Source organism: Sporofaciens sp. SGI.106, assembly GCF_050314255.1.
Taxonomy (GTDB): Bacteria; Bacillota; Clostridia; order Lachnospirales; family Lachnospiraceae; genus Claveliimonas.
In genome coordinates this window covers 1-26293 of sequence record NZ_JBNPMZ010000029.1, presented here as the reverse complement: position 1 = coordinate 26293, position 26293 = coordinate 1, and the positions used below count along the sequence as shown (strand labels likewise).

General features: G+C 39.2%; 29 protein-coding genes and 2 pseudogenes. 29 read left to right on the top strand and 2 right to left on the bottom strand.

Features of this window, described 5'->3' with window-relative positions; all coding sequences use genetic code 11:
- Window positions 1-83 precede the first annotated feature (83 nt).
- The 4 genes from ACQRCC_RS14770 (at window position 84) to ACQRCC_RS14755 (ending at window position 2875) form a co-directional block, all read left to right on the top strand.
- On the top strand, window positions 84-473 hold the full coding sequence (locus ACQRCC_RS14770) for a rhodanese-like domain-containing protein (RefSeq protein ID WP_427851506.1): 390 nt from the start codon (window positions 84-86) through the stop codon (window positions 471-473).
- 68 nt (window positions 474-541) lie between these two features.
- A complete protein-coding gene (gene trxA, locus ACQRCC_RS14765; protein WP_291235502.1) occupies window positions 542-847 on the top strand; it encodes a thioredoxin in 306 nt (101 codons plus the stop codon).
- A gap of 14 nt (window positions 848-861) precedes the next feature.
- Window positions 862-1182 (top strand): rhodanese-like domain-containing protein, encoded by a 321-nt coding sequence (locus tag ACQRCC_RS14760; RefSeq protein ID WP_291235503.1) that lies wholly within the window; start codon window positions 862-864, stop codon window positions 1180-1182.
- Window position 1183: 1 nt separating this feature from the next.
- Window positions 1184-2875 carry an FAD-dependent oxidoreductase gene (locus ACQRCC_RS14755; protein WP_427851505.1) on the top strand — a complete coding sequence of 564 codons (1692 nt, stop codon included), beginning with the start codon at window positions 1184-1186 and terminating at the stop codon, window positions 2873-2875.
- A gap of 47 nt (window positions 2876-2922) precedes the next feature.
- Here ACQRCC_RS14755 and ACQRCC_RS14750 read toward each other — a convergent pair whose 3' ends face one another.
- Window positions 2923-3582 carry a Crp/Fnr family transcriptional regulator gene (locus ACQRCC_RS14750; protein WP_427851504.1) on the bottom strand — a complete coding sequence of 220 codons (660 nt, stop codon included), beginning with the start codon at window positions 3580-3582 and terminating at the stop codon, window positions 2923-2925.
- 124 nt (window positions 3583-3706) lie between these two features.
- On the opposite strand from ACQRCC_RS14750, the gene ACQRCC_RS14745 reads away from it, so the two are divergent.
- The 15 genes and pseudogenes from ACQRCC_RS14745 to ACQRCC_RS14675 all read left to right on the top strand — a co-directional run bounded on the left by ACQRCC_RS14745 (window position 3707) and on the right by ACQRCC_RS14675 (window position 16981).
- On the top strand, window positions 3707-4483 hold the full coding sequence (locus tag ACQRCC_RS14745) for a DUF134 domain-containing protein (RefSeq protein WP_427851503.1): 777 nt from the start codon (window positions 3707-3709) through the stop codon (window positions 4481-4483).
- Window positions 4484-4556: 73 nt separating this feature from the next.
- Window positions 4557-4709: pseudogene (locus ACQRCC_RS14740) on the top strand (rubredoxin); the annotation flags it as partial.
- A gap of 72 nt (window positions 4710-4781) precedes the next feature.
- Window positions 4782-5219 (top strand): rubredoxin-like domain-containing protein, encoded by a 438-nt coding sequence (locus ACQRCC_RS14735; protein WP_427851507.1) that lies wholly within the window; start codon window positions 4782-4784, stop codon window positions 5217-5219.
- A gap of 2 nt (window positions 5220-5221) precedes the next feature.
- Window positions 5222-5791: pseudogene (locus ACQRCC_RS14730) on the top strand (4Fe-4S dicluster domain-containing protein); the annotation flags it as partial.
- Window positions 5792-5809: 18 nt separating this feature from the next.
- Window positions 5810-6373: a rubrerythrin gene (rbr, locus tag ACQRCC_RS14725; protein ID WP_427744366.1), complete on the top strand. Its 564-nt coding sequence runs from the start codon at window positions 5810-5812 to the stop codon at window positions 6371-6373.
- Window positions 6374-6485: 112 nt separating this feature from the next.
- A complete protein-coding gene (locus tag ACQRCC_RS14720) occupies window positions 6486-7418 on the top strand; it encodes a hypothetical protein (protein ID WP_427851502.1) in 933 nt (310 codons plus the stop codon).
- A gap of 11 nt (window positions 7419-7429) precedes the next feature.
- Window positions 7430-7744 (top strand): hypothetical protein, encoded by a 315-nt coding sequence (locus ACQRCC_RS14715; protein ID WP_427851501.1) that lies wholly within the window; start codon window positions 7430-7432, stop codon window positions 7742-7744.
- Between the two features lie 690 nt (window positions 7745-8434).
- Entirely contained in the window at window positions 8435-9412 is a 978-nt protein-coding gene (locus ACQRCC_RS14710) for an alpha/beta fold hydrolase (protein WP_427851500.1), read from the top strand.
- Window positions 9413-9562: 150 nt separating this feature from the next.
- Complete coding sequence (locus ACQRCC_RS14705; RefSeq protein ID WP_427851499.1) at window positions 9563-10144, top strand: TetR/AcrR family transcriptional regulator; 582 nt, start codon at window positions 9563-9565, stop codon at window positions 10142-10144.
- A 153-nt stretch (window positions 10145-10297) separates the two neighbouring features.
- Window positions 10298-12073: an oleate hydratase gene (locus tag ACQRCC_RS14700; protein ID WP_427851498.1), complete on the top strand. Its 1776-nt coding sequence runs from the start codon at window positions 10298-10300 to the stop codon at window positions 12071-12073.
- Window positions 12074-12312: 239 nt separating this feature from the next.
- A complete protein-coding gene (locus ACQRCC_RS14695) occupies window positions 12313-12897 on the top strand; it encodes a DUF308 domain-containing protein (RefSeq protein WP_158097041.1) in 585 nt (194 codons plus the stop codon).
- 57 nt (window positions 12898-12954) lie between these two features.
- On the top strand, window positions 12955-14310 hold the full coding sequence (locus ACQRCC_RS14690) for a radical SAM protein (RefSeq protein ID WP_427851497.1): 1356 nt from the start codon (window positions 12955-12957) through the stop codon (window positions 14308-14310).
- Window positions 14311-14379: 69 nt separating this feature from the next.
- Window positions 14380-15573 (top strand): methionine adenosyltransferase, encoded by a 1194-nt coding sequence (gene metK, locus ACQRCC_RS14685; protein WP_226826070.1) that lies wholly within the window; start codon window positions 14380-14382, stop codon window positions 15571-15573.
- A 31-nt stretch (window positions 15574-15604) separates the two neighbouring features.
- The gene (locus tag ACQRCC_RS14680) at window positions 15605-16468 is read left to right on the top strand and encodes a DegV family protein (protein ID WP_226826068.1); all 864 of its coding nucleotides are present in this window, start codon (window positions 15605-15607) and stop codon (window positions 16466-16468) included.
- Between the two features lie 102 nt (window positions 16469-16570).
- On the top strand, window positions 16571-16981 hold the full coding sequence (locus ACQRCC_RS14675; RefSeq protein WP_416386720.1) for a phospholipase D-like domain-containing protein: 411 nt from the start codon (window positions 16571-16573) through the stop codon (window positions 16979-16981).
- Between the two features lie 42 nt (window positions 16982-17023).
- Here ACQRCC_RS14675 and ACQRCC_RS14670 read toward each other — a convergent pair whose 3' ends face one another.
- Window positions 17024-17587 carry a TetR/AcrR family transcriptional regulator gene (locus ACQRCC_RS14670; protein ID WP_154433163.1) on the bottom strand — a complete coding sequence of 188 codons (564 nt, stop codon included), beginning with the start codon at window positions 17585-17587 and terminating at the stop codon, window positions 17024-17026.
- Between the two features lie 72 nt (window positions 17588-17659).
- On the opposite strand from ACQRCC_RS14670, the gene ACQRCC_RS14665 reads away from it, so the two are divergent.
- From ACQRCC_RS14665 to ACQRCC_RS14620, 10 genes are all read left to right on the top strand, one after another.
- Entirely contained in the window at window positions 17660-18016 is a 357-nt protein-coding gene (locus ACQRCC_RS14665) for a phospholipase D-like domain-containing protein (protein ID WP_427851496.1), read from the top strand.
- Window positions 18017-18157: 141 nt separating this feature from the next.
- Window positions 18158-18754, top strand: coding sequence for a DUF308 domain-containing protein (locus ACQRCC_RS14660; RefSeq protein ID WP_427851495.1), 597 nt, complete (start codon window positions 18158-18160; stop codon window positions 18752-18754).
- Window positions 18755-18800: 46 nt separating this feature from the next.
- Window positions 18801-19511, top strand: coding sequence for a TVP38/TMEM64 family protein (locus ACQRCC_RS14655; RefSeq protein WP_427851494.1), 711 nt, complete (start codon window positions 18801-18803; stop codon window positions 19509-19511).
- 442 nt (window positions 19512-19953) lie between these two features.
- Window positions 19954-20139, top strand: a complete 186-nt coding sequence (locus tag ACQRCC_RS14650; protein ID WP_075671598.1) for a helix-turn-helix domain-containing protein — start codon at window positions 19954-19956, stop codon at window positions 20137-20139.
- A gap of 81 nt (window positions 20140-20220) precedes the next feature.
- Complete coding sequence (locus ACQRCC_RS14645) at window positions 20221-21192, top strand: helix-turn-helix domain-containing protein (protein ID WP_087281261.1); 972 nt, start codon at window positions 20221-20223, stop codon at window positions 21190-21192.
- A 3-nt stretch (window positions 21193-21195) separates the two neighbouring features.
- Complete coding sequence (locus ACQRCC_RS14640) at window positions 21196-22587, top strand: tyrosine-type recombinase/integrase (RefSeq protein WP_427851493.1); 1392 nt, start codon at window positions 21196-21198, stop codon at window positions 22585-22587.
- A gap of 225 nt (window positions 22588-22812) precedes the next feature.
- The gene (locus ACQRCC_RS14635) at window positions 22813-23991 is read left to right on the top strand and encodes an AAA family ATPase (protein ID WP_300335992.1); all 1179 of its coding nucleotides are present in this window, start codon (window positions 22813-22815) and stop codon (window positions 23989-23991) included.
- A complete protein-coding gene (locus ACQRCC_RS14630) occupies window positions 23988-24728 on the top strand; it encodes a hypothetical protein (RefSeq protein WP_427851492.1) in 741 nt (246 codons plus the stop codon). The genes ACQRCC_RS14635 and ACQRCC_RS14630 overlap by 4 nt, the downstream gene beginning before the upstream one ends.
- Window positions 24729-25633: 905 nt before the next feature.
- Complete coding sequence (locus tag ACQRCC_RS14625; RefSeq protein WP_373218794.1) at window positions 25634-25927, top strand: type II toxin-antitoxin system RelB/DinJ family antitoxin; 294 nt, start codon at window positions 25634-25636, stop codon at window positions 25925-25927.
- Window positions 25917-26231 carry a type II toxin-antitoxin system RelE/ParE family toxin gene (locus ACQRCC_RS14620; protein WP_427851491.1) on the top strand — a complete coding sequence of 105 codons (315 nt, stop codon included), beginning with the start codon at window positions 25917-25919 and terminating at the stop codon, window positions 26229-26231. The genes ACQRCC_RS14625 and ACQRCC_RS14620 overlap by 11 nt, the downstream gene beginning before the upstream one ends.
- Window positions 26232-26293: the final 62 nt, after the last annotated feature.

The following is a 26293-nucleotide window of genomic DNA, read 5'->3' as shown; positions in this document are numbered from 1 at the left end:
CTCTGAGATATTTATTGATGATATATTGAAAAAATCCTTGATTTTCAAGGGAAAAAGACTTGACTAAATAGGGAGGAACTATAATGAGAAGATGGATTCCCTTTTTATTGCTTTTATTATTTCTGGCAGGCTGCACAGCATCCAATGAACAGGAAAACAGTTATCGTCAGATCAGTATGGATGAGGCTGTAACCATGATGGAAGAAGAAAGTGGTTATATTATCCTGGATGTCCGGACACCGGAAGAATTTCGTGAAAGACATATTCCCAATGCAATTAATATTCCAAACGAAACGATTGGTTCGGAGGATATTCAGGAACTGCCGGACAAGGATCAGCTGATTCTGGTGTACTGCCGCAGTGGAAACCGAAGCAAACAGGCTTCTGGAAAACTGGCAGAATTGGGATATACGAATATTGTAGAAATTGGCGGCATTAATGACTGGACAGGAGATACTATTTCAGAACCGTAACATCATCACAGAAGATTAAAAATGATTTTGATATAGTAAGATCATAAAAGAAAAAGGAGGACGATCATATGTCTGTTATCAATATCACTAGAAACAATTTTCAGAATGAAATTATAAATTCCGACAAACCGGTACTTTTGGATTTCTGGGCTCCGTGGTGTGGCCCCTGCCGTATGGTAGGTCCAATCCTGGAAGAGATCGCAGGGGAACGCTCTGATATCAAAATTGGAAAAATCAATGTAGATGAGCAGCCGGAGCTTGCAAGCCAGTTTCGCGTTATGAGCATTCCTACACTGATTGTTATCAAAGATGGAAAAATTGTCAATCAATCTATGGGAGCAAAACCCAAGAACGCAATTCTTGCGATGCTGTAAGGAGGGTCATAAATATGGGATTTTTTGATCTGTTCAAACAAAAAGATATCAATGAGGGCATAAAAGAGTATCAATCTGTTTCAGGAGCTGTTTTACTGGATGTGCGTACACCTCAGGAATATAAAGAAGGACATGTTCCGAAAAGTAAAAATGTACCACTGCAGATGATAGATAAGGTTACATCAGTGGTCACAACAAAAGAGACACCTTTATTTGTCTATTGCTATTCTGGTTCCCGAAGCAGCCAGGCAGTAAATACGTTGAAACGTATGGGATATTCAAACGTAACTAACATTGGAGGAATTTCTTCCTATATAGGAAAGGTGGAACGATAAGATGAAGGTATTAATTGTAGGCGGTGTGGCAGGTGGTGCAACCGCAGCTGCACGCATCCGCAGATTAGATGAAACTGCAGAAATCACGGTATTTGAACGTTCGGGATATATATCCTACGCAAATTGTGGACTGCCGTATTATATTGGAGGTGTGATTACAGATCCGGAGGAGCTGACACTTCAGACACCGGAAAGTTTCTTTTCCCGATTCCGAATCAATATGAAAGTCCACCATGAGGTGACTGCGATCCATCCGAATCAAAAAAAAATTTCGGTAAGGAATTTGGAAACCGGTGAAGAATTTGAGGAATCCTATGATAAATTGCTTCTCTCTCCGGGTGCGAAACCAACACAGCCACGGCTTCCGGGTGTAGGAATTAAAAAAGTATTTACCCTCCGTACGGTAGAGGATACCTTCCATATCAAAGAGTATATCAACAAGAATCAGCCAAAGTCTGCCGTATTAGCCGGTGGTGGTTTCATCGGCTTGGAACTGGCAGAAAACTTAAAGGAACTTGGCATGGATGTGACCATTGTCCAGCGTCCAAAACAGCTTATGAATCCTTTTGATGCAGATATGGCTTCTTTTATCCACAGTGAGATGCGTAAACATGGAGTGAAGCTTGCTTTGGGACATACGGTAGAAGGATTTGAAGAAAAAGATGGCGGAATAGATATTTTGTTGAAAGATGAGATGCCGCTGCATGCAGATATGGTAGTTCTGGCAATTGGCGTTACCCCGGATACACATCTTGCAAAAGACGCAGGACTGGAATTGGGAATCAAAGGCAGTATTGTCGTAAATGACCGGATGGAAACTTCTGCACCGGATATTTTTGCTGCCGGCGATGCAGTACAGGTGAAACATTATGTGACCGGGCAGGAAGCATTGATCTCTCTGGCAGGACCTGCCAATAAACAGGGACGCATCATTGCGGACAATATTTGTGGTGGTGACAGCAGATATCCGGGCAGTCAGGGCAGTTCTGTCATTAAAGTATTTGATATGACAGCAGCGACTACAGGAATCAATGAAACCAATGCAAGGAAAGCCGGTCTCGATGTAGATACGGTAATCCTTTCACCTATGAGCCATGCCGGTTATTATCCGGGAGGCAAGGTGATGACCATGAAAGTTGTTTTTGAAAAAGAAACATATCGTCTTCTGGGGGCTCAGATTGTTGGCTACGAAGGGGTGGACAAACGGATCGATGTATTGGCTACAGCGATTCATGCGGGAATGAAAGCTACGGAGCTTAAAGACCTGGATCTGGCCTATGCTCCACCGTATTCTTCTGCCAAGGATCCTGTGAATATGGCTGGTTTTATGATAGACAATATTTCGAAAGGCATATTGAAACAATGGCATCTGGAGGATGTTGATCTTTTACCTCGGGATGGAAGTGTGACTCTTTTAGACGTGAGAACTGTTAGAGAATATGGCAATGGTCATATCGAAGGATTCAAAAATATTCCGGTAGATGAACTTCGGGAACGTCTGGATGAGATTGAAAAAGGTAAACCCGTTTATGTGATCTGTCAAAGTGGACTTAGAAGCTATATCGGAACATGTATATTGGAAGGAAACGGATATAAAGCCTATAACTTCTCAGGAGGATTCCGTTTTTACGATGCGGCGATGCATGACCGGTGTCTCATTGAAACAGCAACTGCCTGCGGAATGGATCAGTAAAATATATGCCCATCTTCAATGTTTAAAGGTTGAAGATGGGCATTCGTTTATACATTTTGTAAATGTTCTAATTTTTCTTTATTCAGAATCGTTACGGTACCACGAGACAGTTTGACCATGCCTTCGCTTTGAAAATAGCGGAGCATTCGTGTAATGACTTCCCGGTGTGTACCCAGATGATTGGCAATGGCTTCATGAGTCAGTTTCAATTTATCACTTTCTTCAATCGAAGATTCTTCCAGAAGAAAAGATGCAACCCTTTTATCAAGGCTTTTCCACATGATCTGCTCGATCAGCCACATGACATCAGAAAAACGGGCAGCCATCAGTTCATTGGTATAATTTGCCACGGGTGCGGATTCTTCCATAATGCTTTTATAGATTTCGGTCGGAATGATCCAAAACTCGGTATCCTTTTCTGCCTCAATGGTCACGTCAAACTGAATGGAACGCATCATGCAGGAGGCGGAAAACAGGCACATATCTCTATCAAACAGGCGATAAATGGTAATCTCACGCCCCTCATCAGAGAGAATATATGCACGAAGCTGTCCGGACTTGACAAGAAGAAGACCGGTACAGTCCATGTTTCCATTATGAATGAGGGTTCCTTTCTCGACTTTTCGTGTAATAAGCCCTTTCTGGGTACGATTTTTCTGATCTGCAGTCAGTTGATTCCATATGGGAAAATAGTTTTCAAATTTCATGTTCCATTCCTCCTTGCATTGTTTATTATTATATCTTTGTTTTGGACATATGTCAAATATATTATTGACATATGCCCGAAAACAGCTTATACTGTGAGAAAAGGTTTTCCAAAGGGGGAGTTTTATGCCAAGACCTATGAAATGCAGAAAAGTCTGCCACTTTCCACAAATATTGGAGTTTTCGCCCGTTGATATAAAAACAGAAAGAGAACCGGTCATTTTGGCTGTGGATGAGTATGAAACGATTCGTCTGATTGATAAACAAGGTTTCAGTCAGGAACAATGTGCGGCTTTTATGCAGATCGCAAGAACAACGGTACAGAGAATCTACGAAAGTGCGAGGAAAAAGCTGGCAGATGCTATTGTAGATGGACGTCCGCTTCGGATCGAAGGAGGAGATTTCTGGCTTTGCAATGGACAGAGTGCGAATTGCGGTCAGCATGGCTGTTTCAAACAGATGGTTTATCAGCAATATAAAATAGAAAAAGGAGAACATATTATGAGAGTAGCAGTGACTTATGAGAAAGGACAGATTTTCCAGCACTTCGGTCATACCGAACAGTTCAAGGTCTATGATGTGCAGGAAGGAAAGATCATCGATTCAAAAATTGTAGATACGAATGGCAGCGGCCATGGTGCATTGGCTGGCATACTGACTGCGCTGAGTGCAGATGTTCTGATCTGCGGTGGTATCGGTGGAGGTGCCAAGGCAGCTCTGGAAGCAGCAAATATCAAGCTTTATGGAGGTGTGTCCGGAAATTCAGACGATGCAGTCGCCGCTCTCCTTGACGGAAATCTTGCATTTAACCCGAACATAATGTGTAATCACCATAATCAGCATCATGGAGAGAATCATAATTGTGGAGAGCATGGCTGCGGTGAACATCATTGTGGAGAGTAACACTAATTTGGTGATAACATCACGGAAGAAAATATGTGGTTTGTTATAATCAAATAAGGAGGTGTGATAACAGATGAAACAAATGGTATGTTCTGTTTGCTCGTATACATATGACGAAGCAAAAGGTATTCCGGAGGCGGGAATTGCCCCGGGAACAAAATGGGAAGAACTTCCGGAAAACTGGAAGTGTCCATGGTGCGGCGCAGGAAAAGAAGCTTTTCGTGAGAAAAAGGACGAGGGTCAGACTGTAACTCAGGAGAAATTAGAAAAACCACATGTGGAAAAAGAATTATCTGCAATGGAAATGAGTATTATATGTTCTAATTTGTCCAGAGGATGTGAAAAACAGTATCTTCAGGATCAGGCTGACGCATTTAAAAAACTTGCTGACTTTTTTAAATCCAAGGCGGAACCGGTGGGAGAAGCAAATGTTCAGAAATTATTGGAGCTGATCGAAACGGATCTTGCGGTAGGATATCCTTATGGCAATTCTGTTTCTTCCGAAAAACCAGACAGAGGAGCGTTGAGATGCCAGGTGTGGAGCGAAAAAGTAACTCGCATGCTCAAATCCCTTTTATCCCGTTATGAAGCAGAAGGTGAGAAGATGCTGGAAAATACTGGTGTATATGTTTGTACGGTTTGCGGGTTTGTTTACGTAGGAGATTCCGCTCCGGAGCTTTGTCCGGTATGTAAAGTTCCGAGTTGGAAGTTCGAAAAAATGGAAAGGAGGGCGTAGTAGTGGCTGATAAATATGCGGTTAGAAATCTTAGATTATGTACCAAGGACTGTCTTTGCCTGTATGTTTGTCCTACAGGTGCAACAGATACAGAGAACAGTATCATTGATGTAAATAAGTGTATTGGCTGCGGGGCTTGTGCAGATGCCTGTCCTTCTTCCGCAATATCAATGGTGCCAAAGAATTGCCCACCTCAGCAGAAGAAAGAAGATCATGTGGTAGAAGCACTTCGAGGATTAATTCAGAGTAAAGCACAGGCTGAATGCATAGCAGCAGAATTACCGGATACTTTAAGTGTGGCAGTTGAAAAGTCAAGCCGTTTAATGGCAGAAGATCTGTGCAGGGAAGCAGGATTCATGTTGCCGCAAAGCGGCAATACAAAACAATTTCTGGATGCAATCAGGAGCTATCCGGATATTCCACAGGAAGAAGTGGAATTTTTATTAAAATCAATTCATTTTAACGAGAAAACGGAGGAATTAAAAATGGAAAAATGGAAATGTACAGTATGTGGTTATGTTCATGAAGGACCTATGACAGAAGATTTTAAATGTCCGGTATGCAAACAGGGAGCAGACAAATTTGTAAAAATAGAAGAAACACCTGTTGCAGAAGCAAAGAATCCATTTGCCGGTTCTAAAACAGAAAAAAATCTCTGGGAAGCATTTGCCGGAGAATCTCAGGCTCGTAATAAATATACATATTTTGCATCTGTTGCTAAGAAAGCCGGATATGAGCAGATTGCAGCATTATTTTTACAGACAGCTGAAAACGAAAAAGAGCATGCAAAATTATGGTTCAAAGCGCTTGGGGAATTAGGCGATACAGCTGAAAATCTTCTCCATGCAGCAGAGGGTGAAAATTTTGAATGGACCGATATGTATGACCGTATGGCGAAAGAAGCTGATGAAGAAGGGTTCCATGAACTTGCAGAGCAGTTCAGAGGTGTTGGAGCCATTGAAAAAGCACATGAAGAGAGATATCGTGCACTTCTTCATAACGTAGAAGCGAAACAGGTATTTGAAAAAGCTGGTATTGTTATGTGGGAATGCCGCAATTGCGGACATCTTGTAACTGGTACAAAAGCACCGGAAGTATGCCCTGTATGTAAACATCCGCAGAGCTTCTTTGAAGTGAGAAAAGAGAATTATTAATAATATGCGAAGAGGCATAATATTGGCCTTTAGATGATGAAAGCATAAGAGCATGATTTTGTCACCTGCCGGGTTATTCCGGCAGGTGAATTTTGTTAAGGGGGGACATACGATGAAGCGAGGAGATGTCAGCTTTACGTTTCTGAACCGTATCGAGGAAGTTGAACTGAATATTAAAGATGAAAGATGGCAGTCTGCGCTGGCACTTGCATTGACCCTTCCAGACATTTGTGGAGGGATTGCATTTCCTGACATTGTGAAAAGATATCGGGATGGCCGGGTGATGTTGGATCGGCAGAAGAATCCGACACGTGATGTAGGTGGACAGTATATCAGATGGTTTGATGAATATGCTGGCGATTTTTTTAAGGTATCATCAAAAGACCCAGTTCCTTATATTTGTGGGGAACGGTGCTGGCAACTTCGATGTGAATATCTGCACCAAAATAAAGGATTTTTGAATGATGTAACAGAAAGCTCCATACACTTTCATCTTGGAATTAATTGTGGAACATCTGTCTGTCAGTTAGATGAATCCAATGTGCAGAATGGATTAACAGATATTCGGATTGACATTGAACAGTTCTGTCTACGTATGTGCCGTGCTGCAAAAAAGTATTATTATGATGTAAATAAAGAAAAAGATTTTAGTCTATACAATACTCCGGTATTGGATTTTATCCAAACGAAAAAGGAATTTAGATCCAATCCTCTGATTGTTGTTATGTGTACCAAGCCGATGTATGCAAATGGATTAAGTATGACATTAAAACAGATTTCCACGCAGATCTTAATTTGCCAGGCGGCAGAAGAAGCACGAAAAAATCTAGGAAAACGAAAACCCGCCATCTGGATTGTTACAGAAGAAATGATGGAACAACAAGATCAACCTTGGAGATCAGGAATAAACAGACCAGTCATTATACTGACACGTGATATTGAAAAAGACTATCAGATCCAAAAAACAGATGGAAAACTTACAGTTCTTAGTTTTCCGATACAGCCGGAAGTCTTACGAAATGCAGTAAAACAGTATTTGATGTAAAGGAGAGTCATGTGATGCAGATTATTCTATCAGTTTTATTTGCCATACTTCTTTTTTTTGTTTTCATAGATCTTTATAAAAAAAACAGGATTTGTAAAATACAGGAAAAACAAATAGATAAATTACAACAGAATGTGAATAATATTGGGGAAAAGTTGAACAGACAGAAAAAGACTTGTCAGGAGATATGGGATGCAGCAAATACCATTCATTTGTATGCGTCTCTCTCTGAAGAAGAAACACAATCAAAGGATTTGAAAGTAAAGCAGTCAGAAATAAGGCAGCTTTCGGAAAAGATTATTTCTTTAAGTGACAACAGAGTATAAAGCGTATATTACCTTCGTATGATTTGATTTATACGGAGGTTTCTTTTTGCCCTTTTTCTTATCTTTGCAAATTTTGGCTGAACTGACCGCTCGTTTCGCTAACGGCTGACCACCCATTTCACTAGAGCTGATCACGCATTTCGACAGCTGACCAACTTTGATATAGTGATTGAGGTAGCTATTGCTACACATCATTCAAAGGAGGAAGATTTGTTACAGTATAACAGAAAATGTTAGAGGAATGTCCGATGTTAAATAAGAACTACCAGTCATCTGACTGACCACATTTTAAATTATGGTTTATAACCAATATTTTCCGGCAGTGAAATACCTGCCGGTTTCTTATGTCCGGAAGGAACTATGTGAGAAGAATAGAAAAAACAATATTGGTTGTATTTCTGATTGTTTCTATGGCTTGCATAAGTACTGAAGAGCAAGAAGAGTTCTATAGTTCATATTGCAGGGAAAACACTACAGGGGAGAAATGTTTCAAATGATGAATGTTTCTCCCCTCATATTTAAAGGCAATTTTTAGTAGTTTATTTGTTATGGCGAAGATTCATGAAACAATAATTTAAAAATTATTGGACATACCTTGTATGAATGTCCATATTTTTAACATAGCAAAGGTGTTTGTCTATTGTCGTTGAGAGGATATCTGATATGCTGAAATAGAGGATACTTGAAATAATGTATATAGAATTTAAAAGTATATTTCTGGAGATAAGAATACTAGGAGGTAGTATAATGAAGGAATTTTATTTGCCATCCACGGATGGAAAAAATCATCTGCACGTTGTTATTTGGGAGCCAAATATGCCAGTAATTGGAATTGTCCAGATTTCACATGGAATGATTGAATATATTAAACGATATGATCAATTCGCCAGATACCTAAACAGACAGGGTATTCTTGTAATTGGGAATGACCATCTTGGTCATGGAGAAACGGCAAAAACAGATGACAATTTGGGGTATTTTTGTCCAAGCAACATGAGTGAAACTGTCGTTGCAGATTTATATGAAGTAACCCGTTTTGCAAAGAAAAATTACCCTAATGTTCCTTACTTCTTGTTTGGACACAGTATGGGGTCATTTATGGCAAGGCGCTATATAATGGCATATGGAAATGAGTTGGATGGAGTGATTATTTCCGGAACAGGCAACCAGTCTGGAAGTGTACTGAAAGCTGGTAAAATAATGGTATCGCTGACTAAATTCTTTAAGGGAGACCGCTATAGATCCAAGATGCTGAAAAATATGTTTTTCAGCAAATTTAATGATCATATTCCAAACGTCAGGACATCAAATGATTGGCTTACAAAGGATGAAACTATTGTTGATAAATATAATACGGATAAGTATTGTACATATTTTTTTACGGTAAATGGATACCGTACTTTATTGGACGTGCTGTCATTCATACAGAATTCAGATAATATTGCAAAAATCCCGAAGGACCTTCCTGTGTTTTTGATTGCAGGAGAAGAAGACCCTGTTGGTAATTATGGAAAAGCAGTTAAACATGTTTATGAAATCTACAAAAAAGCAGGAATTAAGGATATTTCGATAAAACTTTATAAAAATGACAGACATGAATTGATCAATGAGACAGACAAAGAAGACGTTTATGACGATATCAGGCATTGGCTGATTTGTCATTTGTAATTTGATTTATCTACAATAAAGTACTGAATTTTTTTGGTTTTAGGAAGTTTCAGTGCTTTATTTTTTTGTTCATTGTGGGAAATATGTGAGTTAGTGTATAATAATTTTCAAACGAATGGAATGATATACAGAACGAGGAGGGATTGATAAGTGTCGGATATTACAAAAAGAGCATTAGAGGCATCTCTCAAAAAGATGTTACTGAAAAAGCCGGTTACCAAAATTACAATTAGTGATATTACAGAAGACTGCGGTGTCAACCGTGCAACTTTTTATTATCATTTCAAAGATATTTATGACCTCATTGAATGGTCCTGTGAGGAGGATTCCCGCATAGCAGCAAATGGAAATACTACATATGATACATGGGAACAGGGATTTCTGAATATTTTTCATGCCGTAGAAGAAAACAAGCCTTTTATACTTAATGTTTACCGTCATGTCAGTCAGGAACAGATTATTCAATATCTGTACAGGGTTGTTTATCAATTGATTATTAATGTTGTTGAAGAATGCGCACAAGGCATGAGTGTCAGGGATGAGGATAAAAAATTTATTGCCGATTTTTACAAGTATGCTTTTGTGGGTATGATGCTGGACTGGATACGGAAGGACATGAAACCGTCACCGGAAAAGATGATTTTCAGACTGAGTAATTTAATAGAGGGAGATATCATTCGTATGCTTGAAAAATGCCGGATTGATAAGCCATATGATAATATCAACAAATGATGAAGTTTGTCGAAAAAAACAACAATATAGCCCTGTCATCGAAGAATTCGATGATGGGGCTATTCTGTTGATTGTGAGTAGTTATCATTCAATGTATATTGAGGATGTAATTGAAAAACATATATAACGAATTGAAATTCAGGAGGTATGATTATGTATTATTCAAGTGGAAACTATGAAGCTTTTGCTCATCCGAAGAAACCAGAAGGAGTAGATCACAAGTCAGCTTATATTATTGGTACAGGGCTGGCAGCACTTTCAGCCGCATGTTACCTTGTCCGTGATGGTCAGATGAAAGGTGAACGTATACACATTTTTGAAAAAGATCCGATTCCTGGTGGTGCCTGTGATGGGTTTGAATATCCGGGTGTAGGTTATGTAATGCGTGGCGGACGTGAAATGGATAACCATTTTGAAGTTATGTGGGATTTGTTCCGTTCTATCCCATCTATTGAAACTGAGGGAGTCAGTGTACTGGATGAGTATTATTGGCTCAATAAAGAAGATCCGAATTACTCTCTTTGCCGTGCGACTGTCAACCGGGGACAGGATGCACATACAGATAAGAAATTTGCAGTTTCAGACAAAGCACAGATGGAGATCATGAGGCTGTTCTTCACTCCGGATGAAGAATTGTATGATAAACGTATCGATGAATATTTTGACGACGAGGTATTTGATTCAAATTTCTGGCTGTACTGGCGGACGATGTTTGCGTTTGAAAACTGGCACAGTGCACTGGAAATGAAGCGTTATATTAAGCGCTATATCCACCATATCGGAGGTCTTCCTGACTTCACGGCTCTGCGTTTTACAAAATATAATCAGTATGAGAGTATGATCCTTCCGATGGTAAAATATCTGGAAAATGCCGGTGTCGTATTCCACTATAATACAAAGGTTGTAAATGTTGAGTTTGATGTTACATCCAACAGAAAGCAGGCTACCCGTATTGAACTTGAGGCGGAAGGTGAAACACGTTTCGTAGACCTCACAGAGGATGATCTTGTGTTCATCACAAATGGTGGATGTGTGGAAAACTCTGCAATGGGATCCCAGAATACGCCGGCTCCATATAATCCGGAAATCAAGCCAGGTGGCGGATGGGATATGTGGAGACGTATTGCCGCCCAGAGTCCTGACTTTGGAAACCCTGATAAATTCTGTTATGACAGTGAGCTGTGTAACTGGATGAGTGCCACTGTGGAGACACTGGATCAAAGAATTATTCCATATATCACAAATATCTGCAAACGAGATCCGTTTACTGGTAAAGTGGTCACTGGCGGTATTGTATCTGTAAAAGATTCCAGCTGGCTTTTGAGTTGGACGATTAACCGTCAGCCACAGTTCCGTTCCCAGCCAAAAGACCATTGTCTCGTTTGGGTATATGCGCTCTTTAATGACAGACCTGGTGACTATGTCAAAAAGCCAATGAGAGATTGTACAGGAAAAGAGATCTGTATGGAATGGCTGTACCATATTGGTGTGCCGGAAAACGAGATCGAAGAACTGGCTGAGAACAGTGCAAACACAGTTCCGGTCATGATGCCTTATATTGATGCCTTTTTCATGCCTCGTAATGATACGGATCGTCCAAAAGTTGTGCCTGATGGAGCAGTAAACTTTGCATTTATTGGCCAGTTTGCCGAGACCGCAAGGGATACTATTTTTACAACAGAGTATTCCATGCGTACCGGTATGGAAGCTGTTTATACCTTGCTTAATGTAGACCGTGGAGTTCCGGAGGTTTGGTGCAGCACATATGATGTGAGGGATCTTTTGAATGCGACTGTCAAATTGCGTGATGGAGAACCACTGACTCAGATGAAGCTGGGAATCAAGGAAAAGATTGCTGTTAAAAAGGCTTTAGACTTTATCAAAAACACAGATGTGGAAAAACTGCTGAAAGAATATCATGTTATTTGAGTTTGAAAAAATTGAAATAATCATATTCTTTTCCATGATAAACAAATAAGCAAAAGCTTTCCGTTGCCGACATTTATGTCGGCAATGGGAAGCTTTTATTGATCTTGAACTTTGAATGAATCCAGACAAACATGTTAAGATTGCCTAGTTTTTGGATATATAGAAGACGTTTGCCCATAGAAGAAGAATGAAATAGTATGTAGAATTTAGGCAAGAAAAAGAGAATGGAGGTGAAAATATTGAAAAAGATTCGTATGGCAAGAGATGGGTATGTTTTGATTTCAATTATTTTCTATATAGCTGGAATCGTATGTATGACAATACCATCTATATCCCCACTGGTGCTATGTATCACAGGGGGCATCATATTAGTTGCCTATGGAATTGTTAAGATTATTGGATATCTTTCAGATGATTTGTATGATCTGGCTTTCCAATATGATCTGGCCTGTGGAATATTCCTGATAGTGCTAGGAGTGATAGTGCTTGGATGTAATTTGCGTATCCGTTCATATCTTTCCCCAGGACTAGGATTGTTGATTTTGCTTGACGCTGTATTAAAAGTTCAGACTGCAAAAGACGCAAAAGTATTTGGACTTGAAATATGGAAATGGATATTGACACTTTCCATCATTGTAGCTGCTTTTGGGATCTTAATTATAATAAAGCCGTTTCAGGAAAGTCAGATCAGTCATGTCATTATCGGAAGCGGTTTTTTTGCAGAAGGTCTCATGAATCATCTCACAGTCAAGGAGACGGTGAAGATTTCAAAACAAATCCAAGGACAGGAAAAGAACGAGGAAGATACTGACTGGGAAGAATAAAATGTTTAAGTAAAACTTATTATTAACAAATATAAAATTATAGGGAGGAATTCTATTATGAACGCATCAAATACTTTAAAGAAACTGGGAATCGAGCAGACATTCAATTATATTTACAAGGATCCGGATAAGCATATGCCGAAGATGATGGACTGGGCGGATAAATTTGCTGATGGTGAATTTATTTCTCAGAGAAAAATAATTCGGGAAGCAATTACAGATCCGGAACATCCTTATTATAGCTATATCCGCCGTCTTTTTAAAGAGGTAGATCCCAATGTGACTAAGACACTTGCCGTGAATCTTTTTATTAATGCCAGTCTGGTTGGCTGGAAAAAGGAAGAAGAACTGAGAAAGAAGTATAACTGTAATATTCCATGGGCTATCCTTCTGGATCCCACATCGGCCTGTAATCTGCACTGTACTGGTTGTTGGGCAGCGGAATATGGACACAAATTAAATCTTACTTATGATGAGATTGATGATATTATCTGCCAGGGAAAAGAATTGGGCGTTTATTTGTACATTTACACTGGCGGCGAGCCACTGGTTCGTAAAAAAGACTTGATTCGGATCTGTGAAAAGCATTCGGATTGCGTCTTCCTCTGCTTTACAAATTCCACATTAATTGACGAAGAATTTGCGGATGAAATGCTCCGTGTAGGTAATTTTGTACCAGCCATTTCTCTGGAAGGATTTGAAGAGGCAACTGATGGACGACGTGGAACTGGTGTATATCAGAAAGTACGTAAAGCCATGGAACTTCTCAGAAGAAAGAAACTGATTTATGGAATCTCTTGCTGCTATACCAGCGCTAATTATGATTCAATTACATCAGAGGAATTCTATGATACATTGATTGAAATGGGTGCCTATTTTGTATGGTATTTCCATTATATGCCGGTAGGAAACGATGCTGTTCCAGAGTTGATGCCTACACCGCAGCAGCGTACCGGAGTTTATGAGAAAATCCGTCGTTATCGTGCCACAAAGCCATTATTTGCACTGGATTTTCAGAATGATGCAGAATATGTTGGCGGATGTATCGCCGGTGGTCATCGCTACTTACATATAAATGCTAACGGTGATATTGATCCTTGCGTATTTATCCATTATTCAGATTCTAATATTCGGGAAAAGACGCTTCTGGAAGCACTGCAGTCACCGATGATGATGGCTTACCATGATAATCAGCCATTTAATGATAATATGCTTCGTCCGTGTCCTATGCTGGAAAATCCTGACAAGCTTCGTGCAATGGTTGAAAAATCAGGTGCTCACTCAACAGATCTTCAATCTCCAGAAACGGCAGAACATCTTTGTGCAAAATGTGACCAGTATGCGAAGAATTGGAAGCCGGTTGCAGATGAACTTTGGAAAGAGAACAGGGCGAAAAAGAAAATTGCAGATTAAAGAAAAACTATAAATTTGAACATTGAAGTATTTATTCAGGTAATCGAAATAAATGAAAGGAAATAAAAAATGAACAAAAGTAAACGATTTTTTACATCAGAGTCTGTCACAGAAGGGCATCCAGATAAAATGTGTGATGCTATTTCAGATGCCGTGCTGGATGAATTATTGAAGCAGGATCCTATGAGCCGGGTGGCGTGTGAGACGGTAACGACTACAGGTCTTGTTATGGTAATGGGAGAAATTACTTCCAATGCATATGTAGATATCCAGAAGGTGGTTCGAGATACAATCAGGGAAATTGGATATACAAATGCAGAGTATGGTTTTGATGCAGATACCTGTGGTGTGTTAACAGCCATTGATGAACAGTCGGCAGATATAGCAATGGGTGTGGATAGGGCTCTTGAGGCAAAAGAACATAATTTGTCGGATGAAGAGATTGAAGCCATCGGAGCTGGAGATCAGGGGATGATGTTTGGATATGCGACGAATGAGACTAAGACGTATATGCCCTATCCCATTGAGCTTGCACATAAGCTGGCATTGCAGCTGACAAAAGTACGAAAAGAAGGAATACTTCCATATTTGAGACCAGATGGAAAAACCCAGGTAACTGTAGAATATGATGAAAAGGACAAACCATTCAGACTGGATGCCGTAGTGCTTTCTACACAGCATGATCCGGACATAACACAGGGACAGATTCAGTTGGATATTAAAAAATATGTGTTTGACGAAATCCTACCAGGTGGAATGGTGGACGAGAATACAAAATTCTATATCAATCCAACAGGCCGTTTTGTAATAGGTGGACCGCATGGAGACAGTGGATTGACAGGCCGTAAGATTATTGTAGATACATATGGAGGATATGCGCGGCATGGTGGTGGAGCTTTTTCGGGAAAGGACTGTACTAAGGTAGATCGCTCTGCATCATATGCGGCCCGTTATGCGGCAAAAAACATTGTAGCGTCAGGGTTGGCTGAAAAATGTGAGGTGCAGCTTTCCTATGCTATTGGTGTAGCACAGCCCACCTCAATTATGGTGGACACGTTTGGAACAGGAAAACTTTCAGATGAGAGAATTACGGAGATTATAAGAGAGAACTTTGATTTTCGCCCAGCTGGTATTATCAAAGAATTGACATTAAGAAGACCTATTTACAGACAGACAGCTGCTTATGGACATTTTGGAAGGGAAGATGTGGATCTTCCATGGGAAAGGTTGGATAAAGCCAATGAATTAAAGAAATATTTGTAATAGTATAAAAATGGCACAGGAGGATTATGAGATGAACGTTGCGATTGTAACAGACAGCAACAGTGGGATCTTTGAACAAGAAGGAAAGATTCTAGGTGTCCATGTCATTCCAATGCCGGTGATTCTGGAAGGGAAAACATATTATGAAGGCATTGATTTAATTCATGAGGAGTTTTATCAATGCCTTGAGGAAAACAGAGAAGTTTTTAGTTCACAGCCTTCGCCGGCAGAAGTGACAGACATGTGGGATAAGCTGCTATTATCTGAATATGATGAAATTGTATATATTCCAATGTCCAGTGGACTCAGTGGATCCTATCAGACAGCTCAGGCCCTGGCGCAGGATTATGAAGAAAAAGTACAGGTGGTTGATAATCATCGTATTTCTGTTACCCAGAGGCAGTCTGTGTTGGATGCACTGGTGCTGAAAGAAAAAGGGTGTTCTGCAAAAGAAATAAAAGAAGCTTTAGAACAAACTGCTTATGAATCCATTATCTATGTAGGCGTGGAAACCTTAGAATATTTGAAAAAGGGAGGACGTGTTACTCCGGCGGGAGCTGCCATGGGCACATTATTAAGTATAAAACCACTGCTCGTAATTGCTGGAGAACGTTTAGATGCCTATGCAAAAGTTCGTGGAACAAAAAGCTGTAAAAAGCGTCTGCTTATGGAAATGAATACAATTGCAGATGAATTTCATAAAAATAGTGATGAGATATATGTGGGCGTCGCAGGGAGCTTCGGAAAAAAAGAAGAACATCAGGAATGGATGGAAATGGCCCAAGAGATGTTTCCTTGGGAAGATGTTAAATACGATCCGCTGACATTCAGTATCAGCTGTCATGTGGGGCCAGGGGCTTTCGGTATGGGGATAAGTAGAAAAATAAGAATTTAGAATAAGTGGGGAATCAAATGAAGCGTTCATGGTTTAGAGCATTGCTCTTGAGACGAGTACAAGTATTATATCTGTACGCCATATTTGATTGTCGATGACAGCATGGTATCTGCATTATGCTTAGCGGCTAAAAGCGGTGTAGATGTGCGGATTATCACTCCTCATATTTATGACAAGGCCTTGATTCATTTGACTACACGATCATATTACAGGGAATTGATATATGGTGGTGTGAAAATATATGAATATTCAAAAGGATTTATGCATTCTAAAATATTTGTTTCCGATGACCAGATAGCGACTGTAGGAACAACGAATTTAGATTTTAGAAGCCTCTATCTGCATTTCGAATGTGGAGTATGGATGTATAACAGTAAGGCAGTATTACAAATAAAAAAAGATTATTTTGATACATTGAATGAGTGCACGCAGATTACATTAGAAGAGTGTATAGAAAGGTTGCCAATAAGGGTATTTCAGGAAATCTTGAGAATATTTGCCCCGCTAATGTAAAGAGCACCGCCAAGTTGAAGCGGTGCTCAATCTATTCGGGTATTATATACTTGAAGATTCGGACAATTCAAGAAATGCCTGCTTCAAAGAATCTCCAATCAAATCAGTAATACGAGTAACTGACTTCAAAAGGTCAAAGTTCATGTTTTTGTCCAGCCAATCTAATGTGTATCCAAGAAGGCAACATTTATAGTACTGTATTAGGATAGTTTTATCTTCAGAAGGAATATTCAAATCTTTGGTAACAGTATGTATGTATTGAGTTACTGTGTAGAGTATGATTCTTTCCAATTCGTTTTGGAATACATCTCGTTTCACAGAACGGTATATATGGAGCATGGCCTTTTTGCGTTTTAAGCAACGTTCAACAATTGGAATCAAGCAATCCGTCGGTGAACCAAAATGTCCGTTAGTCTGGATGATTTGATCTACATCAGATTTTATTGTAGTTTCCAGAAGCTCAGGAATGTCATGAAAATGATAGTAAAAGGTGTTTCGGTTGACTTGGCAGCGTTCTACAATATCCCTTACAGTAATCTTGGTGTAGGGACGTTCTTCCAGCAACTGCCAGAAAGCATCTATGATGGCAGATTTTGTATGGTTCATATATATATCAACTCGCTTTTTGTTTTTTTATATCGTAGCATAAAATGTCGAATGATACAATGATGCAGAACAATGAAAAAATTTGGAAAGATGATAAAAGGTATTTTGAAAATATGGTTCTTTTATTTGATAGTATGTCTAGCAATCCTGCCTCTGTATCACAAACGAGCTGATGAAGAAAACAGAGAGTGTGAAAGGGTGTTAAATATGGCTGGACAGGAGAGAATATTAAATATTGAAAATAATGTGGATGCGTTGGTGTGGCGGCTCCGTTTAATCGAATCGGCAAAAGAAAATATTATGCTTTCAATTTTTGATTTTTGTGACGATAACAGTGGTCAGGATATGATGGCTGCACTATTAAATGCTGCAGATAGAGGTGTAAAAGTTCAGATATTAGTTGATGGCATGGAGAAAATTATCAAATAATAGAACAGAGTGTAGAAAAAAGGATTTTTTATGGAATCCTGCGCATTTTAATTATTCCGTTTCGACATTTGCTATAAAAAGCAGAAATAGTAAATATTATTGATGAATGTGAGAGTTTACTAAAACTGGGAGGAGTAAAATATGAAAACGTTGAAAAAAATAAAGCTGGATATGTGGACAAATGCAATCATGGCGGTATTGATTGGTGTATTATTCATAATAAAACCACATGATTCCTTAAAAGTAATTGCGATAATTGCAGGTATTCTGATTTTGTGCAGTGGGATTTTTGATCTGGTTTGTGATTCAAAATTACGACGAAATACTTATTTTACATATGGAACGTTATTTGAAGGCATTTTGAAATGTATTTTGGGAATCTTTATCATCACACATGGGGGAATTACAATAGTGTTGTTTTCTTATGTGTTTAGTATTGTCATCATAATCAATGGAGTAATCTGTATGGAGACGGCTGTTTGCATGAAAGACATATTTCATGTGCGCTGTACATCATATGTTATTCTATCATGTATTATTATTCTGGTTGGAATTAGTATGCTGTTCTTTTCACCGGATACAGTTTCAGCCGCTGCATTAATGGCAGGAATTATCTTCATTTTAAATGGTATTATTGACATTTTTATATTATACCGATTGAGCAAAATAGGTAAAAAATATGCTCTTGAAATGAAGAATGTGTTTGATGAAGTAAATGGAAATATAATAGACGAATAGATATAAGAAGTACTTTATGATTATAATTATGAATGAGAAAAGTTGGATGAAAATCAGAAACAAAGAAAAAAAACAAAAGAGTGAGAAAAAATCAGAAATGAAGCTAAAGAAACTCACTCCTTTAGCAGCAATTATTCTGATGACACTGATTCTTTTAGTGATTGTAAGAAAATCAGAAGAACCTTTGTCTGTAGAAACGATATTGAAGTATACACCTGAAAATATGATTTTGGCTGCGTGTGTTTTAGTTTTGTTCTTTGCTCTCAAAAGCCTTACAATTATGTTCCCATTGTCGATTTTATATTTGAGCAGTGGAGTTCTGTTTACACCATTTATAGCTGTGATGGTAAGTATGGTTGGACTGACGACAACCATTACGATTCCTTATTGGATCGGAAGATACAGCGGTGAGGATATTATACAGTATATTGGGACTAGATATCCCAAGGTTCAACAATTGGCAGGATATCAGAATGAAAATGCTTTTTTTGTATGCTTTATAACCAGAATTGTTGGATTTTTGCCAGGTGACATTGTCAGCCTGTATTTTGGCGCTTGTGGAGCGAAATTCAGCACTTATCTGACAGCAGGAATAAGCGGTTCTTTGCTCAGTATTGTTACTACTACTTTGCTTGGAACTAAGTTGAGCAATCCGTTTTCAATAGAATTTATCATGGTATTATTATTAAGAATTTTGGTTTCTGGCGGAACTGTAGTCTTGAAACACTATATGACTAAAAGAGCGGGAGAGAAATGAGAAAAATGAATAGAATATTAAAAGTCAAGAGTATATTGTTTCCATCTCTAGGATTAATCTGTATTTTGTTTTCTGATAGAGTAACTCTTCTGTTGCCTTATTTATTAGGATTGGAAATAATAGCAGTTAGTTTTCCATTTTGTAATATATCCCATTCAGGATAATTGATGATGATAAGTATATTGATCCTTCGTATGATTCAATTCATACGGAGGTTTCTTTTTGCCCTTTTTCTCATCTTGACATTTTTTTACTAAAACATGTTGTATAAGCCCCTCTGAAACTTTGGATATATAGAGGGACATTTATATCCGCGAGCAACAAGCCAAGCGGACATGCTTGCATGTCCATTTGGCGACTGCCGCGAGAGCCAAATGCCCCGTCACTTGCGGGAGTATTTGGAATGCCGCCTCCAAAATAATGAAATGTGAGGTAATGACATATGTCAGAGAAAAGATGTTATACAGTAAAAGAGTTACAGGAAATTCTTGGAGTCAGCAGACCGACAATATATAACCTTCTGAAGAAAAATGAGTTCCGGTGGATCCAGCTGGATGGCGGAAAGTACCGTATTTCCAAAAAAAGCTTTGATGACTGGCTGGATAAGTTGCCGGAATCTTCTAACTAATCTCCTATCCGGATGAAAAATCGACATCCTAAATTTTTTTGAAAAAGTGCGGTATGGTATGGGAAGAAGGAGGAAAGATTCATGGATGAGAAGGGAAAAATGAATACCAAGGAATACGAAGAACTGATAAAGGAAGTGAAAGCAAACAGCCCATACAAGAGGCTGTCTTCTGCGAAAAAGAAATGGATGAGTGTTTCTGAGATGGGCGAGCTCCTGGGACTTAAAAAGACGGATCGGTATTGGCTGGTACATAAAAACTTTTTTGAGACCAAAGAGATTGCCGGAAAGATGCGGGTCAATATTGAGAGTTTTGAAAAGTGGTATGCGAATCAGATTAAATATCATAAAGTCAACGGAGAAGAACCGGGAAAGGAATTGAAAGAATGGTCTTATTCTGTTCCGGAACTTGCAGAAATGCTGGAGCTTACGGATGGTGTCATTTATGACCTGATCAAGCAGAATAAGATTGAGGTTGTGATTGTGGACTACTGGAAACGTGTACCAAAAGCTGCATTTCAGAAATGGTATGACGGACAGTCCAGATACCGCACGAAGGAGGATAAAAAGAGGGACGCGGAAATGGAGGCCGCTACTCTCACTATGCCGGAAATGGCCAGACAGCTGGGAATCACCAGAAATCAGGTATATGGCATCCTGAATAGTCAAAAGTATCAGCATTTCTTTGAGTTCGTCACGATCGCTGATCGAAAAAGAATCACGAAAGAAAGCTTTCAGAAGTTTCTGGAAGGGCAGGATGAATATCATCTGGATCCGGCGAACGATTATGAAGAACTGGCAATGGAAGAAAATGTGGCACTGGCGAATTATCGGAGAAAGAAACTGGCACAGACCGGGGAACGAGGAAGGAATGGCAATCTGCAGTATCTTACTATAGATGAAGCAGCCTTTATGGCAAAGGTCAGCCGGTCCATGATAAATGTCTGGTACACAAAAGGATATTTTCCGGTTGTAAAAATAAGGAACCATGTTCGGATCAAACGAAAAGAATTTGAAGCGTGGCTGGAAAAGAGAAATACAGAAAGGGGCTGTTAAATTATGGCATCGATCAGGGAACGAAATGGAAAATTTAATGTAATCTATTCCTATACTGATGCAGACGGGAAACGGAAGCAGAAATGGGAAACTTATGCTACAAAGGCAGAGGCAAAGAAACGCAAGAAAGAAATTGAATATAAAGAAGAAATGGGATCCATGATAATCCCGCAGTGTAAAACCATGAAGGATCTTCTGGCAGAATATGTTGCCCTGTATGGGAAGGACAACTGGGCATTATCTACGTATGATGGAAATGTTTCTCTCATAAATAATTATATCCTTCCGATCATCGGGGATGAAAAACTGTCGGAGATCAATACCCGTTTTATTGAAAAATATTATCAAAGATTGTTGAAAGCTCCGGCTGTGGTCAATCCTATGATTGGGAAAAGAAAGAATGAATATGTATCTACCAGTACCATCAGAGATATCCATAAACTCCTCCGAAGCTGTTTTAAACAGGCTGTCAAATGGGAACTGATGGAGAAGAATCCTTGTATCTATGCGACCGTACCAAAACATAAAACAAAGAAACGTGAGATTTGGACTGCAGAAACTCTGATGTACGCACTGGAAGTATGTGAGGATGATCGGCTAAAGCTGGCAATGAATCTTTCCTTCTCCTGCTCTCTCCGGATCAGTGAGCTTCTGGGGCTTACCTGGGATTGTGTGGACATCTCGGAGGAAGCAATTGAGGAAAACCGAGCATATCTGTTTATTAATAAGGAATCCCAGCGAGTGAGCAAATCCGCTTTAAAAGAGTTGGATGCAAAAGATGTGCTGCTGATATTTCCGGAAAAAAGCAAGACCAATAAAACAGTCCGTGTTTTGAAAACACCGAAGACAGACAGCAGTGTCCGAAAGGTTTTCCTTCCAAAGTCTGTCGCAAAGATGCTGATCGAATGGGAAGAAAAACAGGATGAGACAAAGGAAGTTCTTGGAGATGAATACATGGACTATAACCTGGTCATGGCAAGTACGTTTGGTCTTCCTTTGGGGGATGGCGCGATCCGGAAGCCATTAAATCAGTTGATTAAAGACTATGATCTCCCACCGGTTGTTTTCCATAGTCTCAGACACAGCAGTGTTACCTATAAGCTGAAACTGAATGGTGGAGATATCAAGGCAGTTCAGGGCGACTCCGGACATGCTCAGGTCAGCATGGTTACGGATGTATATTCCCACATCCTGGATGACGACCGGAAGAAAAATGCAGAATTATTTGAAGAGGCTTTTTATGAGAAGAAAAATCTGGATCCGCAGATGCATCCGAATACAGCACAAAACACGGTAGCGGTTCCGGAAGGTATTGATGCGGAATTGCTTGCAAAGGTTCTCTCCAATCCGGAGATGGCGGCATTACTTGCATCATTGGCGAAGACAATGAAGTAATGAAAGTATTTGTTTATTCTGTTTTAAATAGGGAAATAATGTAATAAGAATAATATCTAATATTTGTTTAGGTATCAAAAAAAAGAGAAAAACATAAAATCTAAAATAAATTAATTGCTGTAAAATAAAGGCTTTTTAGAGTTTAGATATAGACATATTTTTCAAACATTATTATAATTAAATCAGATTAGATATTATAGAAACTTGGGATAAGAGGAGGATTCAATGAATATAAAAGAAATCAAAATTAAAAATTTCAAATCACTTTATGATGTGTCTTTCTGCCCTGGGAATATCAATGTTTTTATTGGCGCCAATGGTTCAGGAAAATCTTCTGTTCTGGAAGCTATTGGTGTGCTGAGTGCAGCCATGACAGACCGTGTGAATAATAATAGTCTTCAGCGGAAGGGGGTTCGGCTTAGTACTTCATCATTATATAAGTCGCAGTTTCGTTCTATTGAACGAAGTATGCCAACGGTTGATTTTGCCATGAGCTGGGAGAGAAATAAAAACGAGTATGAATATTCTGTACATCTTACTACGCCTGCAGATGATGATACCTGGAAATATCATTCGGAAAGTGTTTCTAAAAACGGAGAAAATGTATTTGGACGAAGTAATCGATCAAGCGTACAATTAAATAATAAGGTAGGATATTATGCTCTGTCAGAAAAACTGAACGGAGAAGAATATACAGATATGGGAAACTATATCTCTGGGTACGGGATTTATCAGCCGGATACTCTTACTCTGCGTGGAAATGTGGCAGATCCTACACAGGTTACGCCAATCGGACTGAATGGCGGCAGACTTGCTGATGCAATGGAGGATTTATTCTCGGCTGTAGATGATGAGATAATGTTTGGAGCAATGAGCATGGATGATGTTCTTGAATTAATCGAGTGGGCATCGGATATTCATATCGCAAGGCCCAAAAAGTCGAATCTGAATCCGGGAGTTCCGAGTACACGACAGGTCATCGAATTTCAGGATCGTTTTTTAAAGGATAAAGCAGTATTTACCGGATATGATGCCAGTGAAGGTGCTTTGTATGTTCTGTTTATGCTGACACTGGCTATGCACCCGGATGTGCCGGGAATGTTTGCGATTGACAGTTTTGATCATGCTTTAAATCCTAGACTGGCAAAAAGAATCACAGAAGTATTCAGTCAGCTGATAATTGAGAGCGACAAGACGGTTTTCATGACAACACATAACCCCCTTGTACTGGATGGACTGAATCTGGCGGATGATAGGATACGACTGTTTGCCATTAATAAAAATAAGTATGGGCACGCTGAATTAAATAGAATCCAGATTTCTCAAGAACTTTTAGAAACAGGACAATCCTTATCCAGACTTTGGATTAACGGACTTCTGGGAGGTGTTCCGGAACTGTTATGAAAAAGAGGATAGGAATTGTAGGTGAAGGACCGACAGATTATCTTGTACTTAAATGCATGATCGATCAGATAACCGGAGAAGAAAATGATTATCTGAGAATTCAGCCGGAACAAAATATGCTAGGCGAGTACGGAAATGGGTGGAAAGGTGTATGGAACTGGTGTGAGTCTACAGGACAGAATCTGGATAAGATTATGAAGGGTATCTCTCCTCAGATTGATATGTTTGTAATTCAAATGGATGGGGACGTGGCTCGGAAAGAAAAAGAGGTTCATTGTCGGTGTGCAACTGTGGAATGTGAGCATAAAGGGAAAGTTCATCCATTAGGATGTGAAACATTAATAGATGGCTCATGTCCGGTAGACATTCCGTGTAAAGATCATGAGAACACACCGGAAGGATATCGCAGCCATATAACACATTGTGTTTTACAATGGCTTGGAACAGATACCGAGAGAAATGATATTATTATTACGGTGCCATGTGACAGTACAGATACATGGATTGTTGCTGCTTTTGATCCTATGGAGGAGATAGAAAAAATCCAAAATCCATGGGAGGATATTATTTCCAGAAAAAAGGATTACCATGGAATAAGAATACCAGGTCATAAAAAGAATAATCGTATATACCAGCAGCTGATTCCTACTTTGGAAAGTCATTGGAAACAAGTAATTGATCTGTGTGATTCTGCTAAATATTTTGAAAAAGCAGTAAAAGTAGCCTGGGGTGAATAAAGAAAATATCTCCATCATTTAGCAACAAAATGATGGAGATATTAATGAAATGAAGGAGATTTTGGGAAAATGGTGCCGGGCCGGCAACTGGATATGTTCGTATTTGAGTCGGCTGTCGTGGTCGAAACACCATAGACAAATTTTCAATAACGGTGTATAGTAATAATAGAAATCTGGTCAATTGAATATTCATGTAATCAGGCAGAGCCAACCTCGAAAAACCTGCGGTTTTCCTCGGTGTGTGGCTTCGCCAAATAGAACTACAAAAAATGTCTCTTGTGAGCGAGCTCACAGATCCATTTTTATGTATTTCTGCTTGGCTCTGCTGATTACATATTGTTTATCATTCCCGCTTGTAAGGGGATGGTAGCCGGTATATGATATCTGTCAGTAACAACAGAGCTTTCCCCGGATGTTAGCAGCTGCAAAGAATCTGCTAATTTTCAGGTCTTATCTGGTCTTGACAGAAAGGGTATTCAGATTACCAGAATTTGATTCGAAAATAAAAAAAGTCCTTGATAATAAAGGGCTAAATATAACAGTTCTTGACGGGAATTGACAGAACCACAGAGCTCTCCTAAGCGGTAGGCCGGAGGTTCAAATCCTCTTAGCGACGCCAGCAAACAACGCCGAAAGCCTTTGTTTTCAAGGGTTTTCGGCTTTTTTAACAAATTCCTGTGTGATTGCGGAGACGAAATAATGTTTTCAAATTTTACTTCAAATTCCGATTTTTGTGGAAATGAAGCCGATGGGACTAACGAATTTACCCGATATTATCAGTATTTTTACGAGTATTCGCATAAAAACGGGCGGATGATTGTAATTGGATGCAAAATCAATACAAATGAATTGAAATAGCAATGATTGTGTATTATAATAATAAAAAAGAAATGGAGGAATAATGAATGGCTAGTACAATTCAAGTACGTGTTGATGATGAGTTGAAGAGTAAGTCAGACCAGTTGTTTAAAGATCTTGGCACAGATACTACTTCTGCAATCCGGATGTTTTTGACACAAGCTGTTGCAAATAACGGTTTCCCATTTGAGATAAAACGGGTGGAGCATAATCCGTATGCTGCCATGTCTGAAGAAATGATGTTGGAGAAACTGGAGAAATCAAGAGTCTCTGCATCAAAGGGTAACTATCGATCTGCGGATGCGGTTATTGCTGATATGAGGGAAAAGTATGGAATATAAAGTAGTAGTAACAGCAGATGCAGAAGAAGATTTAAATCAATACATCAGATATTTGCTTACTGTGAAAAAAAGTGATCAGGCGGCGAAAAATGTTTTGGATGATTTTGAGGCTACTATTCGGAGCCTTAAAAGTGTTGCAGGAAGTTTGAAGCCGTGTGATAATCTTCGATTAAAAGAACTGGGGTATCGAAGGATAAATTTTCTCTCACATAGGTATTTTATGCTGTATCGAATTGTTGAGGATATTGTGTTTATAGATAATATTTTTCATGAATTGCAGGATTATGAAAACAAAATGATTTAATTGAAAATGGGATTCTTAGAGAAGGTCATTTACCGTGAAGACGATAGATGGCCTTTTTCTTA

Coding starts and splice junctions, on each gene's coding strand:
- ACQRCC_RS14655 (WP_427851494.1), top strand. CDS start 18,801: ATGAAAATCAGAAACAAAGAAAAAAAACAAAAGAGTGAGAAAAAATCA.
- ACQRCC_RS14690 (WP_427851497.1), top strand. CDS start 12,955: ATGAACGCATCAAATACTTTAAAGAAACTGGGAATCGAGCAGACATTC.
- ACQRCC_RS14680 (WP_226826068.1), top strand. CDS start 15,605: ATGAACGTTGCGATTGTAACAGACAGCAACAGTGGGATCTTTGAACAA.
- ACQRCC_RS14630 (WP_427851492.1), top strand. CDS start 23,988: ATGAAAAAGAGGATAGGAATTGTAGGTGAAGGACCGACAGATTATCTT.
- ACQRCC_RS14635 (WP_300335992.1), top strand. CDS start 22,813: ATGAATATAAAAGAAATCAAAATTAAAAATTTCAAATCACTTTATGAT.
- ACQRCC_RS14720 (WP_427851502.1), top strand. CDS start 6,486: ATGAAGCGAGGAGATGTCAGCTTTACGTTTCTGAACCGTATCGAGGAA.
- ACQRCC_RS14700 (WP_427851498.1), top strand. CDS start 10,298: ATGTATTATTCAAGTGGAAACTATGAAGCTTTTGCTCATCCGAAGAAA.
- ACQRCC_RS14760 (WP_291235503.1), top strand. CDS start 862: ATGGGATTTTTTGATCTGTTCAAACAAAAAGATATCAATGAGGGCATA.
- ACQRCC_RS14640 (WP_427851493.1), top strand. CDS start 21,196: ATGGCATCGATCAGGGAACGAAATGGAAAATTTAATGTAATCTATTCC.
- ACQRCC_RS14770 (WP_427851506.1), top strand. CDS start 84: ATGAGAAGATGGATTCCCTTTTTATTGCTTTTATTATTTCTGGCAGGC.
- ACQRCC_RS14750 (WP_427851504.1), bottom strand. CDS start 3,582: ATGAAATTTGAAAACTATTTTCCCATATGGAATCAACTGACTGCAGAT.
- ACQRCC_RS14735 (WP_427851507.1), top strand. CDS start 4,782: ATGGAAATGAGTATTATATGTTCTAATTTGTCCAGAGGATGTGAAAAA.
- ACQRCC_RS14675 (WP_416386720.1), top strand. CDS start 16,571: ATGGTATCTGCATTATGCTTAGCGGCTAAAAGCGGTGTAGATGTGCGG.
- ACQRCC_RS14745 (WP_427851503.1), top strand. CDS start 3,707: ATGCCAAGACCTATGAAATGCAGAAAAGTCTGCCACTTTCCACAAATA.
- ACQRCC_RS14710 (WP_427851500.1), top strand. CDS start 8,435: ATGTATATAGAATTTAAAAGTATATTTCTGGAGATAAGAATACTAGGA.
- ACQRCC_RS14645 (WP_087281261.1), top strand. CDS start 20,221: ATGGATGAGAAGGGAAAAATGAATACCAAGGAATACGAAGAACTGATA.
- metK (WP_226826070.1), top strand. CDS start 14,380: ATGAACAAAAGTAAACGATTTTTTACATCAGAGTCTGTCACAGAAGGG.
- ACQRCC_RS14620 (WP_427851491.1), top strand. CDS start 25,917: ATGGAATATAAAGTAGTAGTAACAGCAGATGCAGAAGAAGATTTAAAT.
- ACQRCC_RS14625 (WP_373218794.1), top strand. CDS start 25,634: ATGGCTAGTACAATTCAAGTACGTGTTGATGATGAGTTGAAGAGTAAG.
- trxA (WP_291235502.1), top strand. CDS start 542: ATGTCTGTTATCAATATCACTAGAAACAATTTTCAGAATGAAATTATA.
- ACQRCC_RS14650 (WP_075671598.1), top strand. CDS start 19,954: ATGTCAGAGAAAAGATGTTATACAGTAAAAGAGTTACAGGAAATTCTT.
- ACQRCC_RS14670 (WP_154433163.1), bottom strand. CDS start 17,587: ATGAACCATACAAAATCTGCCATCATAGATGCTTTCTGGCAGTTGCTG.
- ACQRCC_RS14665 (WP_427851496.1), top strand. CDS start 17,660: ATGAAAAAATTTGGAAAGATGATAAAAGGTATTTTGAAAATATGGTTC.
- ACQRCC_RS14755 (WP_427851505.1), top strand. CDS start 1,184: ATGAAGGTATTAATTGTAGGCGGTGTGGCAGGTGGTGCAACCGCAGCT.
- ACQRCC_RS14660 (WP_427851495.1), top strand. CDS start 18,158: ATGAAAACGTTGAAAAAAATAAAGCTGGATATGTGGACAAATGCAATC.